Origin of the sequence: Actinoplanes oblitus, assembly GCF_030252345.1 — a bacterium.
In the GTDB taxonomy this organism is placed as follows: domain Bacteria; phylum Actinomycetota; class Actinomycetes; order Mycobacteriales; family Micromonosporaceae; genus Actinoplanes; species Actinoplanes oblitus.
In genome coordinates this window covers 9,347,649-9,365,085 of the sequence record NZ_CP126980.1, presented here as the reverse complement: position 1 = coordinate 9,365,085, position 17,437 = coordinate 9,347,649, and the positions used below count along the sequence as shown (strand labels likewise).

Here is a 17,437-nt window from a genome sequence, read left to right as displayed (position 1 = left end):
GAGAGGATGGCCGGGTGACTTCTGACGAGAGCGGTTACCGGATCGAACGCGACACGATGGGCGAGGTGCGGGTTCCCGCCGACGCCCTCTGGCGGGCACAGACCCAGCGGGCGGTGGAGAACTTCCCGATCTCCGGGCGCGGCCTGGAGCTGGCGCACATCCGCGCGCTGGCCCGGATCAAGGGCGCCGCCGCCCGGGCCAACGCCGAGCTGGGCGTGCTGGACAAGGAGCTGGCCGAGGCGATCGCCACCGCCGCGGCGCACGTCGCCGCCGGCGGCTACGACGACCAGTTCCCGGTCGACGTGTTCCAGACCGGCTCGGGCACCTCGTCGAACATGAACGCCAACGAGGTGATCGCCACCCTGGCGTCCCGCGCCGCCGACCGGCCGGTCCACCCGAACGACCACGTCAACGCGTCCCAGTCGAGCAACGACGTGTTCCCGTCGTCGATCCACCTGGCCGCCACCGAGGCGGTCCGCGACGACCTGGTCCCGGCGCTGGAGCACCTGGCCGGCGCCCTGCGGGCCAAGGCCGGCGAGTGGTCCGGCGTGGTCAAGAGCGGTCGTACCCACCTGATGGACGCCACCCCGGTCACCCTGGGTCAGGAGTTCTCCGGGTACGCCCAGCAGGTCGCCAACGGCGTCGAGCGGCTGACCGCCACCCTGCCCCGGCTCGGCGAGCTGCCCTTGGGCGGGACCGCCGTGGGTACCGGGGTGAACACCCCGCCCGGCTTCGCGCCGGCGGTGATCGAGCTGCTCCGGCAGGAGACCGGGCTGCCGTTGAGCGAGGCCCGCGACCACTTCGAGGCGCAGGGCGCCCGGGACGCGCTGGTCGAGGCGTCCGGGCAGCTGCGGGTGGTGGCGGTGGGCCTCTACAAGATCGCCAACGACATCCGCTGGATGGGCTCCGGACCCCGGGCCGGGCTGCGCGAGCTGCGCCTGCCCGACCTGCAGCCGGGTTCGTCGATCATGCCGGGCAAGGTGAACCCGGTGGTGCCCGAGGCGGTCCGGCAGGTCTGCGCCCAGGTGATCGGCAACGACGCGACGGTCGCCTTCGCCGGCACCCAGGGCGACTTCGAGCTGAACGTGATGCTGCCGGTGATGGCCCGCAACCTGTTGGAGTCGATCCGGCTGCTGGCCGCGGCCGCCCGCCAGCTCGCCGACCGCTGTGTGGCCGGCCTGGCAGCGAACGAGGAGATCGCGCGAGGGTACGCCGAGGGCTCCCCGTCGATCGTCACCCCGCTCAACCGGTTCCTCGGGTACGACGAGGCGGCCGCCATCGCGAAGCAGGCACTCGCCACCAACCGGACGATCCGCGAGGTGGTCATCGAGCGCGGCCACGTCAGCGCGGGCACCTTAACCGAGGAACAGCTGGATCAGGCGCTTGATGTTCTGAAGATGACACGCCCGTAAATTGGCCGGTCGGTGACCTTGCGCCGAGCGACCTTTCTCGATGTGATGCGGGGATCCAACTCTCACGAGGAGCGCACTTCATGAGAAGACGCCTCACTGTCGGAGCCGTCGTCACCTTGACGGGTCTGGCGTTCCTTACGACCGTCCCAGGATCCGCTCAGGCGGAGCCGACGGCGGCGACCGACTACACGGTCGTCGCCGCCGAGGGGGTCTCCGCGTCGGATGCCCAGGCCGCGATCAAGGCGGCCGGCGGCACCGTGGTCAGTGCCAACGACGCCGTCGGGGTGTACCGGGTTACCTCGACCGACGCCACGTTCCAGAGCAAGGCGACGGCCTCCGCCGAACTCGTCGGGGCGACCGAGCGCAAGGCCATCGGCTACGCGCCGAACGGCCTGGAGAAGGTGGAGCGGGGCCTCAAGTCGCGCGGCGGCAAGGGCCACGGCCCGGCCAAGGCCGACCCGCTGGACGACAAGCTGTGGGGCCTGGCCATGGTCAAGGCGGACAAGGCCCGCAAGATCGAGTCCGGTGACCGGGGTGTGACGGTCGGCGTGCTGGACACCGGCCTGGACGCCTCGAACCCGGACCTCGGCGCCCACTTCAGCACCCGGCTGTCCCGCAACTTCGCGCCCGACATCGTCGGCATCGACGGCGAGTGCGAGGTGGCGGGCTGCCTCGACCCGGTCGGCACCGACGACGGCGGGCATGGCACGCACGTGGCCGGCACCATCGGCGCCGCGCTCAACGGCAGCGGCATCTCCGGTGTCGCGCCGGGCGTCACCCTGGTCGAGCTCAAGGGCGGCCAGGACTCCGGCTTCTTCTTCCTCGACCCGGTGGTCAACGCCCTGACGTACGCCGGTGACCACGGCATCGACGTGGTCAACATGTCGTTCTACGTCGACCCGTGGCTCTACAACTGCACCGCCAACCCGGCGGACAGCCCGCAGGCGCAGGCCGAGCAGCAGGCGATCATCACGGGCATGAAGCGGGCGCTGAACTACGCGCACGCCCACGGCGTCACGCTCTTCGGCGCGCTCGGCAACAACCACGAGGACCTGGGCAAGCCGCGTACCGACGTCTCCAGCCCGGACTACGGGGGCGACCCGTACTCCCGGCCGATCGACAACGCGTCCTGCTGGGACCTGCCGGCCGAGGGCCCGCACGTGATCGGCGTGTCCTCGCTCGGCCCGTCGGGCAAGAAGTCGGACTTCTCCAACTACGGCACCGAGCAGATCTCGGTCTCGGCGCCCGGCGGCTGGTACCGCGACGGCTTCGGCACCGACACCTACCAGACCGTCGGCAACGAGATCCTCTCCAGCTACCCGCTCAAGGTGCTGAAGGAGGAGGGCCTGGTCGACGCGGACGGCAACATCACCGCGGCCGGCCAGGGCTCGGTGTTCAAGGACTGCACCAAGGCCGGCAAGTGCGGTTACTACACGTACCTGCAGGGCACGTCGATGGCCTCGCCGCACGCGGCGGGTGTCGGCGCCCTGATCGTCAGCCGGTACGGCATCCCGGACTTCCACCGAGGCGGCAAGACGCTGCCGCCGTCGCTGGTCGAGCAGATCCTGTACCGCACGGCGGACGAGCACGCCTGCCCGACGCCGCGCCTGCAGAGCTACGCGCAGGAGGGCCGGTCGGCGGAGTTCGACGCGCTCTGTGAGGGCGGGACGAACTTCAACGGGTTCTACGGTTACGGCATCGTCGACGCGTACGCGGCGGTCGGCGGCCGCTGAGCTAGCCGAGGCGGCTTCGCCGCAACACCCGAAAGGGCGTTGAGCAAGCCGAGGCGGCTTCGCCGCAACACCCGAAAAGGGTGTGGAGAAGTCGGACGACCGGGGCGGTTAATCCGATCGCCCCGGTCGGTACCCTTGTACGGTGACTCTGCGCTTGTACGACACCGCGACCCGATCGGTCCGGGACTTCGTCCCGATGACGCCCGGTCAGGTGGGGATCTACCTGTGTGGCGTCACCGTGCAGTCCTCTCCCCACATCGGCCACCTCCGTTCCGCCGTGAACTACGACGTGCTGCGCCGCTGGCTGCTGCACACCGGCCTGGAGGTGACGTTCATCCGCAACGTCACCGACGTGGATGACAAGATCCTGCAGAAATCACTCGAGCAGGGCCGGCCCTACTGGGCCATCGCCTTCGAGAACCGGTTGCTGCTGGACCGGGACTACCGCACCCTCAACGTTCTCCCGCCCACCTACGAGCCGCTGGCCACCGGGCACATCACCGAGATGCACGACCTGATCGCCGAGCTGATCGAGCGCGGTCATGCCTACCCCTCGGTGGCCGCCAACGGCGACGTCTACTTCGACGTGCTCTCCTATCCGGAGTACGGCGCGCTGTCCGGCCAGAAACCCGACGACATGCGGGCCGGCGGCGAGGCGCTGGAGCGGGACAAGCGCGACCATCGCGACTTCGCGCTGTGGAAAGGCGTGAAACCGGACGAACCGCAGGACGCGTACTGGCCGTCGCCGTGGGGCCGGGGCCGGCCGGGCTGGCACATCGAGTGCTCCGCGATGGCCCGGCGCTACCTCGGCGACGAGTTCGACATCCACGGTGGCGGCCTCGACCTGACCTTCCCGCACCACGAGAACGAGGTGGCCCAGTCCAAGGCGGCCGGCTTCGGCTTCGCCCGGTTCTGGGTGCACCACGCCCTGCTCAACCTGGGCAAGTCCAAGATGAGCAAGTCGCTGGGCAACGTGATCGACCTGCCCACCCTGGTGGCCACCGGGATCCGTCCGGTCGAGCTGCGCTATTACCTGGGCAGCCCGCACTACCGGTCCCGGATCGACTACTCCGACGAGGCGCTGCGCGAGGCCGCTGTGGCGTACCAGCGGATCGAGGGCTTCGTGCACCGGGCCGCCGAGGTGGTCGGTCCCGGCCGGCCCAAGGCGGTGCCGCCGGCGTTCGCCGAGGCGATGAACGACGACTTGAACACCTCGGCCGCGCTCGCGGTGGTGCACGACACCATCCGGGAGGGCAACACCGCGCTGGCCGCCGGCGACGAGCCGGCCATCCGGGGCGCGCTGACAGCGGTCCGGGCCATGCTCGGGGTGCTCGGCCTCGACCCGCTCGACGACGCCTGGGGTGGCGCGGAGAGCGGCAACGACCTGAAGCCGGTCGTCGACTCGCTTGTCGCGCTGGCTCTGGAACAGCGGGCGCAGGCCCGCACAAGGAAGGACTGGGCGGCCGCCGATCAGGTGCGGGACCAGCTCAAGAACGCGGGTATTCAGGTGGAGGACACTCCGGCCGGTCCGCGCTGGACGGTAGGAGAGCAGCACTGATGCCGGGTAATTCACAGAACGCGAGCAAGCGCGCGACCTCCAAGAAAGGCGCCCCGGCCGGCTCCGGCGGCAAGAACCGCTCCGGGCTCAAGGGGCGGGGCAAGACGCTGCCGGCCGACGAGCGGCCGTGGCACAAGGGGTACTCGGGCACCGAGAAACTGCCCGAGAAGACCGCGCGCAAGCAGGAGAAGGAGCGCCGGGCGGCGGCCGCCGAGGGCCGGACGCCCAAGGTCGGCCAGCCCGGTACCAAGGACACCACCTGGGGTCGCAGCGGCGGTCGTGCCCCCGGCATCACCCGTACCCAGACCACCCGCGGCCGTGGCGGCGCGGCCGGGCCGCGTGGCCCGCGGGTCGCGCCCGGGCGCCGGTCCAACCCCACCAAGGAAGGCCCCGAGCTGCTGCTCGGCCGTAACCCGGTGGTCGAGGCGCTGCGCACGCTGGTGCCGGCCACCGCGCTCTACGTGGCGCAGGGCATCGACATCGACGAGCGGGTCGCCGAGGCGGTCCGCACCTCCGGCGACCGGGGCATCCCGATCCTGGAGATCAGCCGCGCCGAGCTGGACCGGATGACCGGTGGCGTGCTGCACCAGGGCATCGGCCTGCAGGTGCCGCCGTTCGCCTACGAGGAGTTCGACGACCTGGTGGCCGCGGCGCTGGAGCAGACCGCGCCGCTGCTGGTCGCCCTGGACGGGATCACCGACCCGCGCAACGTGGGCGCGGTGATCCGGTCGGTGGCCGCGTTCGGCGGGCACGGCGTCTTCATGACCGAGCGGCGGGCCGCCGGCATCACCGCGACCGCCTGGCGCACCAGCGCCGGCGCGGCCGCCCGGGTGCCGGTCTCCCAGGTCGTCAACCTCACCCGAGCGATCAAGGCGGCCCAGAAACAGGGCTTCACCGCGATCGGCCTGGACGCCGACGGCGAAACCGACCTCTACCAGCTGGAAGCCGCCATCGGCCCGCTGATCGTGGTGGTCGGTTCCGAGGGCCGGGGTCTCTCCCGCCTGGTCGGCGAGACCTGCGACCTGCGCGTGAGCATCCCGATGGCCTCCGAGGTCGAGTCGCTGAACGCCAGCGTGGCCGCAGCGGTGACGCTGGCCGAGGTCGCCCGGCGGCGCGTGCACGGCTGATTCTCGTACGAGATCGCAACAGGGGCCCGGCAGCGATGCCGGGCCCCTGTTCTCGTGTCCGGCAACGGCCGGAACGTCAGCGTGTCTCGCGGTTCGCCTATCCCGCTCCCCGCGCCAACCAGCGTCGCAAGAGGGCCTCGCGACCGGCGGAAGGCCGGCGGGTCAGCAGATATTCGGCCTCGCCCCGGAGAACGGCCGCCCGGTACGGCCGGGGAACGGCCAGGACGCTGAAGCAGGTCTCGTACCAGCTCGCCGCCAGCAGCACCTCGCCGTCAAGGGAGTGCATCCGGAATTCAGGAATGCCCCAACCCCCGCCGAGTACGCCCTCCGCGGCACCTCGGCCCATCAAATCCCACTGGTCGGTGAGTCGGACCCGGAACCATTCGTAGGAACTGTCCTCGCCGCCGGCGGTATCGATAGCGAGCAGGAATGTTCCGTCGCTGCCGGACAGCGAGAACTGCTGAGCGAGTTCCGCCCAGGCGGCGTTTCCCTCGACGATGCGGTCGGGATCCGCGTCGTCGATGGCGCGATCCACCCGTCCACTGTCCGCGCCGCAGCTCGTCACGGCTGAGGCGACGGACACCGGAGTGACGCGACCGTCATCGGCGGAGAAGAGTTCGATCACCTCGATGCCGGCGGACGACAGCCGTCGGAGGCGTTCCGAGAAATCCACGGTCAGACCGTTCCCTCGTGGTTAATCGCAACCACCGCCGAGGTAAGTCACGCCGGGTGCGATGGTGCTCGCCGGCATCTTGACATTCGGCACGATGATCGTCTTCTTGTATTTCAGTTTACCTTCCTTGGTGTACCCGACATCGCCGTAAGGGTTGACGAGGATCCGGTACTCCGGCTTCCCGGTGACGTTGTAGATCTGCGAATTCTTCCACTTCTTCGCCACCTTGTCGGGTACGCCGTAACCCCCGAAGACATCGTTCGAGTGATCGGGGTTCTGCCGGCGCGTCCCGCGACCGGCCTTGATCTTCTCGACCTCGTCGGTGATGAACCCCGGCGGGCCGTCCTCGTTGTGCACCAGGACCGGTGCGACCCCGGCGATCACGTAGTAGGTGTGAATGCCTTCGATGGTGAGGTTGTCCATGTACCGGCTGCCGGTGCGCGGCCGGATCCCGGTGACCTCGGCCGGCTCGCCGTCCGGGGTGTGGAGCCGTGTTCCCGCCGTCAGCTCGCCGGCATCCACCCATCGCTGGTTCGTGTCGTCCCAGAAGGGATGGTGCCGGGTGGTCTTGATGGTCGCCGGCCGGCCGTGGGCGGTCTTGACCCTGACGTCGGTGAGGCCGGAGTCGAAGTTGTGGTGCAGGGCGATGACGGGTTTCGCGACGGTGGCGCCGGTGAGGAGATCCGTGGCGAGGACTCGGTCGCCGACCCGGATGTCGCGGATGAACTTGCGCTTGCCGCCGACGAGCAGGACCGGAGTGCGAGGCGCGAAACTGTTGCCCGTCCGGCCGACCTTGCAGCCCTTCTTCCGACGCTGGTTCTCCAGTTGGCGGGCCAGCTCCAGGGCGCGTTTGGCGTTGGCGATCTCGCCCGGGCCGGGAATCGCGGCGATGCCGCTGGTCGCGGCGCCTTCCCAGTCGCCCTGCATCGCGGAGGCGGCGGCGTTGAAGAGGTCGCAGACGAAGGCCACCGGGCTCTCGAACATGCCGCAGTAGTTCAGCGCCTCCTGCATCTGGGTCACGGTGCGCAGGTCGCGCTGGTGCCAGTCCTCGTAGACCTGCTTCTCGCCGTCGCAGTAGCGCTCGGTGCCGAACGCGATCTCGCTGGGGCAGTCGGCGCCGTCGTTGAGGGTGTCACCCTGATCGGCGCAGTCACCGAAGTAGAGCTTGTACTTGGGATCCTGGCAGAGAAGGATGCGCTGCGTCGCGTCCTTGCCCTGCTGTGCCTTCTGGTCGCGGGCGGCCTTGGCGGCGGCGGCCTCCTTGCCGATGGCCGAGTTCCAGGCCTTCCCGGCCGACTCGAACGCGGCGCGGGTGTCCTTGCCGGCGTCGATGGCGGCCTGGTAGGCCACGTCGGCGGATTCGCGGGCGCTCTGTGCCGAGCGGGCGGCGCGGAAAGCCGCGTTCGTTGCCTCGTTCGCCGACGACTGGGCGGCCGCCGCGGACTTGGCGGCCTGGGCCGCGGCGTTGCGGGCGGTTCGGGCTGACGCCTCGGCCTGGTCGGCGGACCTCTTCGCCTGCTGGTACGACGCGGCGGCGTTGGTGGCCTGGGCGGTGGCCTCCTTGGACGCGGCGTCGGCGAGCTTCTTGCTGGCTTGCGCCTTGGCGGCGTCGTGTTCGGCGTTCGCGGCCTGGTAGGCGGCGTCCGCCGCGTCCTGGCGGGCGAGGGCCGCGGACCTGGCGGCGTCCGCGACGTAGCGGGCGGCGGTGGCGGCGTGCACGGCGGCGACCTGATCACGCTGGGCCGCCTTGAACTGGCCGACCTCCAGGAACGCCGTCCGCTGCGCGGCGGTGCCCTCCAACGCGATGTTCGCGGCGGCCTGCACCTCGGGACCGCCGGTGCGGGCGATCTCGCCCACCGCGATCCGGGTGTCGTGCTCGGCGGCGATGTACTGACCGGTGCGCAGGAACTCGGCGGCGTCCTGCGGGGTCCCGTCGAGCGCCTTGTTGCCGGCGTCCTTCATCGTCGGCCCACCGGACTCGACGAGGGCGCCGACCGCCATCCGGTCGTCGTGCGCCTTACCCGGGTAATTCTGGGTGGCGAGGAACGCGACGACGTCGTCATGCGTTCCGGCCAGCGCCTTCTCCGCGGCGTCGCGTTGCGCGGGCCGGTCGGTGGACTCGGAGATCGAGGCGACGCGTTCGCGGTCGTCCTGGTCGGCGGCCTGGAACCGGCCGGTGGTGAGGAAGTCACGGATCTCGGCCTCGCCACCGGCGAGAGCCCGCCGGGCGGCGGTCTGGGTCCACGACCCGCCCGAGTCCATCAGCCGCATCGCGGCGCGCCGGCCGCTGCCGAGGACGACGTCGGCGGGCGCGCCCGCCGCGGTGGCCTCGGTGAGCAGCCGGGTCGTCTCGGCGTCCACTCGAGCGAGCTGCGGCGTCGAGTCGGGGACGCGCTGGGGTGCGGCGGCCTCCTCCTCGGCGGCACCGTGCGCGGCCTGCATCGCCTCTTCGGTATCGAGCCGCAGTTGCTCGGCGTCGAGTTCGCGCGCGGCTCGTTCGACGTCAGCCGCCCGGGTGCTGGCGTCGGTGGCGGTCTTCGCCGCGGTGTCGGCGGCGGTGGCCTGCAATCTGGCCTGCTTGGCCAGGTTGGTCGCCTGCCCGGCGTGATCGGCGGCGTCCTTCGCCGCGGTGGCCGCCTTGCGGGCATGATCGGCGGCGGCCTTGGCCGCCGTGCGTGCCTGCTCGGCGGCGGTCTTCGCCCGGCCGGCGAACTTCTGGGCGGCCTGCATCGCCTGACGGGCCTGCTGGGCGTACATGCGGGCCTGCTGGGCCGCCCGCCGCGCCTTGGCCGCTTGCGCCTGCGCCTCCTGCGAGTCGCTGCTCGCCGCGTCGGCTGCGTCTGCCGCCTGCGAGGCGTTGAGGGCCGCGTCCAGCAGTGAGCCCAACGCGTCCAGTGCGTCGCTGAGCGCGACAACAGCCTGCCGGACCGACTCGCCGGCGTCGTCGGCGGTCTGCGCGGCGGCGGAGGCATCGTCGGCCGCCAGCCGGGCATCGTGGGCGTTGTTCTTGTTCGCCAGTGCGGCGTTCGCCTTGTCGTGGGCTCGCGATGCCGCGGACGCGGCTCGCACGGCTGCCGCCGACGCCGCCGCCGCGGCATTCGCGGCGACCCGGGCCGCCTGGTTCGCCGCCCGAGCGGCAGCGATCGCTTGCCGCATCGCCGCCGCGGCCTGCCTCGCGGCCTCCGCCGCTCGCCCCGCGGCGGCGGCAGCGGCCTTGGCCGAACCCTTGGCCGCGGCTGCCTCGTGCACCGCGGTGTTCGCCGCGGCCTTGGCGGCGACAGCCTGCTTGGCGGTCTTCTGCGTCAGCAGCTTGACTGTCGCGGAGGCGCGTTGCGCCTCCTGACGTGCCAGGCGGGCCCGTTCGGCCAGCTGCGCGAGGGTGGCGATCTCTTCGTCGCGTGCCTGCGCGGTGTACTGGCCCTTGGCCAGGAACTCGCGGACATCCTCGATGGTGCCGTCCAGCGCGGTGTTGCCGGCGGCCTGCACCGCCGGGCCACCGACCTTGATGATCTCGCCGACGGCAATGCGATCATCGTGCTCGCGGGCGCTCTTCAGCCCGGTGGTGAGAAACTCGAAGACCGCATCGTCACCGGCGTCCAGCGCGCGGGTACCCTCGTCCACCACGGTGGGGCCGCCGGTGTTGACCGCCTCACCCGCTCGGATCCGCTCGTCGTGGACCCACGCCGCGTCGAAGCCGGTGTCCAGGAACTCTCCGGCAACCGCGGGATCCGTGCTGTCCAGAGCGGCGTTTCCGGCATCCGTGACGGTGGGGCCGCCGAGCGCCATCAGCTCGCCGATCTGGAGGCGATCGTCGTGGATCTGCGCCCGGTTCCACTCCTGGTCGAAGAATCGCTGGAGGTCCGCGTCCGAGCCCAGCAACGCCGCCCGAGCCGCCTCCGCGACGAACGGACCGCCCGACCGCATCAGATCGATCGCGTACGCACGTTCCTCGGAGGTCACCACCCCGACGGTGTCGTCCGCCTGTGCCGGCGTCGCGAGCAGGCCCGCCAGCAGAGTTTGTACCGAGAGCAGAGCTGTCAACGTCTGCCGTCGGCGTCTTCCGGTCTTGTGACCACGCCTGTTGAACACGAATCCCCCGGATCCGAGATGAAGTGGGTTGGCGGAGAAGGAACGCCGGCCGGCGCCGGGGCCCGTGACGGGCGACGGCGAAGCCGGCCGGCGTTCCCCGGATCGACTAGTTGTCGACGTTGGACGGCAGCATGCGCAGCGTCACCGGGCCGGACAGGTTCGGTCCGGGATACAGCAGGCTCTGCGGCAGCGGCGGGCTGCCGATCTGGCCCGACGGCAGGGAGTGGTGCAGCTCGACGTACAGGTCGGCGTGCCCGTCGTAGTTGAAGTCGCCGGGGGCGATCTCCCAGGCGTCGTTCCAGCCGCCCGAGCCCTTCAGCACCCGGGCACCCAGCACGCCCGACGCGGTCGTACGCGGGTAGAGCCACAGCTTGCCGGACGACGTCTCCACAGCGACCACGTCGGCACGGCCGTCACCGTTGTAGTCGCCGGCGGTGAGGTGCTTCATGCCGTTCCAGCCGCCCGTGCCCATCACCACGCGTGATCCCAGCACTGCCGAGCCGGTCCTCGGGTAGAGCCACAGCTTGCCGGTGGACTTCTCGACGGCGGCGACGTCGTCCTTGCCGTCGCCGGTGAAGTCGCCGGCGATCAGTTCGGCCATGCCGTTCCAGCCGCCGGAGCCCATCAGCACGCGCGAGCCCAGGGCGGGGCCGGCCACACCGGGGTACATCCACAGCTTGCCGGTGGACTTCTCGACGGCGGCGACGTCGTCCTTGCCGTCGCCGGTGAAGTCGCCGACGGTCACCTCGGCCATGCCGTTCCAGCCGCCCGTGCCCATCATGATGGGCATGTCCAGGACGCCCGGCGTCGGGCTTCCCGGGTAGAGCCAGAGCTTTCCGCTCAGCTCGCTGACCCCGATCAGGCCGTCCCGCTCGGTGAAGCGACCGCCGTCCACGCCGTGGACGCCCAGAAGCGAGACCTCGCTGATGCTCCGCCGGACCCAGTCGCCCAGGCCGTCCACCCGGGTCGCGACCGCGCCGGCGGTGGCGTCCGCGGCCGCGGCGAGGCAGCCCTTCTGACCGCCCGCGTCGAGAAGGGCGACCACGTCCACCCGGTCGCCGGTGCGACGCAGCACCGGCCCACCGGCGTCACCCTGACAGAACGTGGCCTCCGGCGCCGTGCCGGCGACCTGAAGAGTCGTGTCGGTCGCCGGGGTGACCGTGACATCGGTGGAGTGGGCCTGGTCCGGCACCCACGTGCTGGCCGTACGGCCGAAGCCGACAGCTTCCAGCGTGCCGTCCAGGCCGACCGGCGCGTCCGGCACCGTGACCGGCTTGACGCCGGCTTCGAACCGGGCCCGGACCAGCACCACGTCCCGATCCGGATGCTGGACGACCGCCCCGGCGCTGCCCACGTATCCAGGGCCGGAGCCGGAGACGTCCGCACGGCCGACCGTCACCGTCGTGGCGCGTTGGAGAGCGCCCTCCGGCGTCAGCGCACCGGCGAGACACTGCTTCGTCGTCATCACCCACGACGGGTGCACCAGCACCGCGGAACAACTGCGGCCACCGTCGGCGGGGTCGCCGACGTTCACCTTCGCCGCGAACGGGACCGGACCGGCCGGTGCGGCGTTGTTCGCCGGCGCCTCGTCCTTCGAGCGCAACTCGACAAGGGTGTTGCCGCCGTCGCCGGCCTTCACCGGCAGGGTCACCCAGCTCCGGTCGGGTACCGTCACCTCCGGCTGCTCGACATTGTTGACAGTGACCGTCGCCTCGACGTGGTTCTGATCGTCACCGCGCAGCTGATAGGTCTGGCGCAGCTCCAGCGCCAAGTAGCCGCCGGGCCCCTTGACGTCGAAACAGAATTCCTCCTCGCGCACCGAACTCCGGACGCGTAGCAGGCCGGCGCCACCGTTCGCGCAGTCGACCAGCTGGATGCGGCCGTTACCACGGGACAGCGTGATCCCCGGAATGGCCTCCTGCAGCGGGTACTCGAACCCCTCGACGAGAGGTGTTTCGGCATTTCCCGCCGGGGCCGCGGTGGCCGGGGTGGCGGCCGCCGAAAGCAGCGAACTGGTCAGCAGACCGAACATCAACAAACGGGGTGTAACCCGCATGGACACTCCTGATGATGGGCATGGTTGTTCTGTGGCCTCGGCCGGCGCGAATGGTGTCGCGACCGGCCCGCCACAGCCCGGATGAACAAAATGGACCGGCGCGATGTGCCGTCCGTACCATGTGGAAAGTCGGCCACATCTCGGCCCGGAATCGCTGGGATCCGCGGGGGCGCGAGTGTGGATCGTCACGCCGTTGGCCACGGCTCGCCGTACGGCGGACGGGCGCATTCCCGGGTGGCGGCGCGACAGCCGCCCGGCTCCCTTCTCCTGTCGCTGTCAGCGAAGGGTGCCGCTCGCGTACACAAGAAAAGCCGGCCACGGCGACTCATGCGCGAGGCTGACGGCGAATGTGTGAAGCTGCGAGATGCCGGCCGTCGTCCACGAACAACGGCTGACGGAAGCCCCCCGTGGACTGTCCTTGACCTCATGCGGGAACGTACCGGAACGAGCCGATCAGCGACACTTATCGTCGCCGATAATGACAATCGTCACTCGAATGTGAACACAGTCGGCAACGTCCTTTATGGATCAACCGAACGGCGGCTTCCCGCGATGACATCGTTCGCCCTCGCCGCCCGCCGGCTGACAATTGACCCCAGTTCTTTTCGCGCCATGGAGCATGCGCCGGACCACCACGTCCGAAAGGCCGGCCCCGCCGACGAGCGTGACCGAGAGGCCCGGGCTCAGCGACGACAGACCGCCGTCCGAGTACGCCCGCCCCGAGACAGCGCCCGTCCCGAGACAGCGCCCGCCCCGAGATGGCGGCCGGGTGCAGATGGCGGCGGTTGGGACGCCCGCTCGATCGGCAGCCCGGCTCAGCAGACCTACAAGGCGATAGCCCGGCGACCCGCGACCGCGCCGGGCTTGCTCACCGCGCCCCGAGGTAACCGTGACCGCCGCAGCCCCGTCCCCACCGTAACGCGGGGGGTGCGGGGGGCTCGGCCCCCCCGGCCAGCATGCGAGGAGGCCCCGGTCCGCGCACTCCGCGGACACGGGACCCCGCCACCGGAGCCCCCAGTCGGGCTCGAACCGACGACCTCCCGTTTACAAGACGGGTGCTCTGGCCAGCTGAGCTATGGAGGCGACGGACATCAGCATAACGTCCCGTTATGTAATCGCCATCTTGGCAGGTGGGTGAAAAACAAATACGGTGGCTGGGCTGTTCCTTCTACTCGGATCGTCCGGCACGTTCCTGCCGGTGGAAAGGAAGTCGATTCACCGTGGCTACCGTCACCTACGCGAAGGCCTCCCGGATCTACCCGGGTTCTGAGCGCCCCGCGGTCAACGAGCTGAACCTGGAGATCGGCGACGGCGAGTTCCTCGTCCTGGTCGGCCCCTCCGGTTGCGGCAAGTCCACCAGCCTGCGCATGCTCGCCGGCCTGGAGGACGTCGACCGTGGTCAGATCCTGATCAACGACAAGGACGTCACGCACCTCCCGCCGAAGTCCCGGGACATCGCGATGGTGTTCCAGAACTACGCGCTGTACCCGCACATGACGGTGTACGAGAACATGGCGTTCGCCCTGAAGCTGCGCAAGACCCCGAAGGCGGAGATCGACCGCGCGGTCAAGGAGGCCGCCGGCCTGCTCCAGCTCGAGGAGTACCTGACCCGCAAGCCGAAGGCGCTCTCCGGTGGTCAGCGTCAGCGTGTCGCCATGGGTCGCGCGATCGTGCGTCAGCCGCAGGTGTTCCTCATGGACGAGCCGCTGTCGAACCTCGACGCCAAGCTCCGCGTCCAGACCCGTTCGCAGATCGCCACGCTGCAGGCCAAGCTGGGCGTCACCACCGTCTACGTCACCCACGACCAGGTCGAGGCCATGACCATGGGTCACCGGGTCGCGGTCATGCTGGACGGCGTGCTGCAGCAGGTGGACACCCCGCGGGCGCTCTACGACACCCCCGGCAACGTCTTCGTGGCCGGCTTCATGGGCTCCCCGGCCATGAACATCAAGACCGTTCCGCTGACCGAGGCGGGTGGCGTCTTCGGTTCGCTGACCATCCCGCTGACCCGGGAGCAGGTGGCCGCGGCGCAGAGCGGCGACGGCAAGGTGACCGTCGGCTTCCGTCCGGAGGCCGCGGACATCGTGACCGAGTCGGTCGACGCGCTGCCGATCGTCGTGGACCTGGTCGAGGACCTCGGCTCGGACGCGAACGTCTACGGCCACGCCGAGGTGGGCGGTGGTTCGGAGCGGTTCGTGGTGCGGACCGAGCGTCGCAACATGCCGCACATGGGCGAGACCGTCTACATCAAGCCGCAGGCGAACGCGCTGCACGTCTTCCACGCCGGCTCCGGCCAGCGCATCTGACCCAGCGCGTCTGACCAGCGCCGAGCGATGAGCCAGCGCGTCTGACCAGCGCCGAGCGATGAGCCAGCGCGTCTGACCAGCGCCGAGCGATGAGCCAGCGCGTCTGATGCAGCGCTGAGCGTTGAGAAGGGCCGTCCGGTGATCCGGGCGGCCCTTCCGCATGTTGTCCCGGGCTGGTTCTCCTGGTGGTGTCACGGACCGTGACACCACCAGGAGAACCAGCCCGGCAGACCGTAACTCAGCCGGCGAACCGCTTGATCACGAAGTCTTTCTCGCCGACGCAGGCCACCACCGAGGTGTTCCACGAGCAGCTGCTGCTGCGCACGTCCTGCAGAGCCCCGATCGGCGCCTTCTTGTCGCCGAGATGGACGCCCTCCAGGTACCGGTCGCCGACCGACGCGGACGGCTCGTCCGAGAAGCGCAGCACGTTGCCGCCGTCGAGCCGGGCAGCGGCCCCCGGCACGCCCTCCCATTCCGGCTTGCCGTCGGCGTCGTAGAGGGTGTTCGACTCGTCGCCGACGGCCAGCACCGCGTCCCCGACCGGGATCAGCGCCTTGACCTTCGGCGTGGTGCGGCGCCACGCCTCCTTGTGCTGCTGCAGGTCGGCGGCCACCACCTCGGATTTCTCGTAGGCGTAGGACACCGTCTCGATGAAGCAGATCCGGTCGTCGCCGCAGGGCGCCAGCCCGGTCACCGTGCCGTCCTTCTTGGCGGTGTAGAGCAGCTGCGGCTCCTCGCCGCCGAAGCTCGTCAGGTCGTAGGCGAGCAGCCGGTGACTGCTGGACTCCTCGACGAAGAGGCGGCCGTCGTGCGCGACCATCGCGTCGCTGCCGTAGGCGACGTCCGGGCGGGACGCGCCGATCCGCCCGTCGTGCGCGTCGATCACCCGGGCCGAGCGGTCGCTGAACACCTGCACCACCCGGTCCTTGTCGCTCAGGTCCGGTGCGGCCACGCTGCCCAGGGTGCCGGACGGCCCGTCCAGGTCGTCCGGCACGGTCACGGTGATCAGCCCGCTCTGCGTGGTGCCGTCCGGGTCGTCGGCGTGCCAGCGTTCGTCGCCGGTGGTCAGCGCGTAACCGCGCAGCGTCTTGGCGTGGTGGTCCTCGACCAGCACGATGTCGGAGGCGAACCGTACGGTGTCGTCCGAGCTGTCGAGCGTTTTCTCCCAGCGCACCGCGCCGGTCCGGCCGTCCAGCACGACCAGGCGAGCGGTGCTGGTGGTGTAGTCCGGCTCGGAGAGCAGCACCGCGGCCTCCGGCAGTGCCCAGAGCCGGGACCAGGCGCGCGCCGTGCCGGCCTCGGTGCTCTTCCAGATCTCCTTGCCGGCCGCGAGGTTGTAGGCGGTCACCACCGCCTCGCCCGACTCGCTGGTGCCGGCGAAGTAGGCCCGGTCGCCGCGCACCGCGGTATCCGCCCAGCCCGAGGTGATCGGCACGGCCGGATCCAGCCGGGCGACGTCCTCCAGGTCGTGGAAGTCCAGGGCCCGGAAACCGGGCCAGAACAGGTAGCCGGCGGCCACGGCGAGCGCGACGGTAGCGGCCGCGGCGGCACCACCGAAGATCCAGAACGATTTACGGTACGACGGTCCGCCGCCGCCCCGGGCCGGAGTAGCCGGCGGCCAGGCCGCCCCGGCAGTGGTCGCCGCCGTCGGGGGCGCCATCGAGTACGGCGGCGGGCTGCCGGCCGCCCGGGCCGCCGCCTCGGCCTCGGCCCACGGGTCGACCGGCTGGGCGAAACGGATCGACGGCTCGTCGGCTGCCGACGGCCGGCCCGCCGGGTCGGCGCTGGTGTCGGTGCGCGGCGGGGGCTCGTGCGGCGCGGTGGACGGGGTGGGCGCCGGGGTGGCCGCGGCGGCGGTGCCCATCGCGTACCGTAACCGGTCTTGATCTTGATTGGCGGCAGCGGACTCGTCGGAGCCGTCACCCGGAACTGGCATCTCGTCGCCTCCGCCGTCGTGGTGTCGGCCGTCATGCTACCGAGCGGGGGCTTGCCGATCACGCTGCGCGGCGGGGGCCGGGTGCGGCGGGAGCTAAGGTGGCGGGCATGCGGATCGAACGTGTGACCGCCGCCGACGAGGTGCTTCGCGGGGCTGATCTCTTCGACGCGCCGTTGCTCGACGAGGCGACCCGCCGCTTCCTGCACGACCCGACGCATCACCTGCTGTTCGCCTACGACGACGCGGACCGCCCGGTCGGGATGATCTCGGGGGTGGAGACCACCCATCCGGACAAGGGCACCGAGATGCTGATCTACGAGCTCGGGGTGGCGCCGGTCGCCCGGCTGCAGGGGATCGGGACGGCGCTGGTCGCCGCGCTGGCCGCACTGGCCCGCGAGAACGGGTGCTACGGGATGTGGGTGGCCACCGAGAACGACAACGTGGCCGCGCTGGCCACCTACCGGTCGGCCGGCGCGTCCGACGAGACGTCGTTCCGGATGCTCAGCTGGGATCTGCTCGGCTGACCCGGGGCCTCTCCCCGCACCCC

The 17,437-nt window shown here is 70.8% G+C and carries 10 protein-coding genes and 1 tRNA gene; 6 read left to right on the top strand and 5 right to left on the bottom strand.

Annotated elements, in window-relative coordinates:
• The first annotated feature begins 56 nt into the window (after positions 1-56).
• From Actob_RS41775 to rlmB, 4 genes are all read left to right on the top strand, one after another.
• Positions 57-1,412 carry a class II fumarate hydratase gene (locus Actob_RS41775; protein WP_407653748.1) on the top strand — a complete coding sequence of 452 codons (1,356 nt, stop codon included), beginning with the start codon at positions 57-59 and terminating at the stop codon, positions 1,410-1,412.
• Between the two features lie 80 nt (positions 1,413-1,492).
• Positions 1,493-3,145 (top strand): S8 family serine peptidase, encoded by a 1,653-nt coding sequence (locus Actob_RS41770; RefSeq protein ID WP_284917480.1) that lies wholly within the window; start codon positions 1,493-1,495, stop codon positions 3,143-3,145.
• Between the two features lie 142 nt (positions 3,146-3,287).
• Complete coding sequence (cysS, locus tag Actob_RS41765; RefSeq protein ID WP_284917479.1) at positions 3,288-4,703, top strand: cysteine--tRNA ligase; 1,416 nt, start codon at positions 3,288-3,290, stop codon at positions 4,701-4,703.
• Entirely contained in the window at positions 4,703-5,830 is a 1,128-nt protein-coding gene (gene rlmB / locus Actob_RS41760; RefSeq protein WP_284917478.1) for a 23S rRNA (guanosine(2251)-2'-O)-methyltransferase RlmB, read from the top strand. Before cysS ends, rlmB begins: the two co-directional genes overlap by 1 nt.
• Before the next feature lie 97 nt (positions 5,831-5,927).
• Here the strand turns inward: rlmB and Actob_RS41755 are convergent, their stop codons facing one another.
• From Actob_RS41755 to Actob_RS41740, 4 genes are all read right to left on the bottom strand, one after another.
• The gene (locus Actob_RS41755; RefSeq protein ID WP_284917477.1) at positions 5,928-6,503 is read right to left on the bottom strand and encodes a hypothetical protein; all 576 of its coding nucleotides are present in this window, start codon (positions 6,501-6,503) and stop codon (positions 5,928-5,930) included.
• 21 nt (positions 6,504-6,524) lie between these two features.
• Positions 6,525-10,544 carry a polymorphic toxin-type HINT domain-containing protein gene (locus tag Actob_RS41750; protein ID WP_284917476.1) on the bottom strand — a complete coding sequence of 1,340 codons (4,020 nt, stop codon included), beginning with the start codon at positions 10,542-10,544 and terminating at the stop codon, positions 6,525-6,527.
• 154 nt (positions 10,545-10,698) lie between these two features.
• Complete coding sequence (locus tag Actob_RS41745) at positions 10,699-12,648, bottom strand: FG-GAP-like repeat-containing protein (RefSeq protein WP_284917475.1); 1,950 nt, start codon at positions 12,646-12,648, stop codon at positions 10,699-10,701.
• A gap of 1,009 nt (positions 12,649-13,657) precedes the next feature.
• A tRNA-Thr gene (locus Actob_RS41740) sits at positions 13,658-13,731 on the bottom strand.
• Between the two features lie 137 nt (positions 13,732-13,868).
• Here Actob_RS41740 and Actob_RS41735 point away from each other — a divergent pair.
• Positions 13,869-14,954: an ABC transporter ATP-binding protein gene (locus Actob_RS41735; RefSeq protein ID WP_284917474.1), complete on the top strand. Its 1,086-nt coding sequence runs from the start codon at positions 13,869-13,871 to the stop codon at positions 14,952-14,954.
• A gap of 238 nt (positions 14,955-15,192) precedes the next feature.
• Here the strand turns inward: Actob_RS41735 and Actob_RS41730 are convergent, their stop codons facing one another.
• A complete protein-coding gene (locus Actob_RS41730; RefSeq protein WP_284917473.1) occupies positions 15,193-16,890 on the bottom strand; it encodes an outer membrane protein assembly factor BamB family protein in 1,698 nt (565 codons plus the stop codon).
• A 107-nt stretch (positions 16,891-16,997) separates the two neighbouring features.
• Between Actob_RS41730 and Actob_RS41725 the strand changes: the two genes are divergently transcribed.
• Positions 16,998-17,414 carry a GNAT family N-acetyltransferase gene (locus tag Actob_RS41725; protein WP_284917472.1) on the top strand — a complete coding sequence of 139 codons (417 nt, stop codon included), beginning with the start codon at positions 16,998-17,000 and terminating at the stop codon, positions 17,412-17,414.
• Positions 17,415-17,437: the final 23 nt, after the last annotated feature.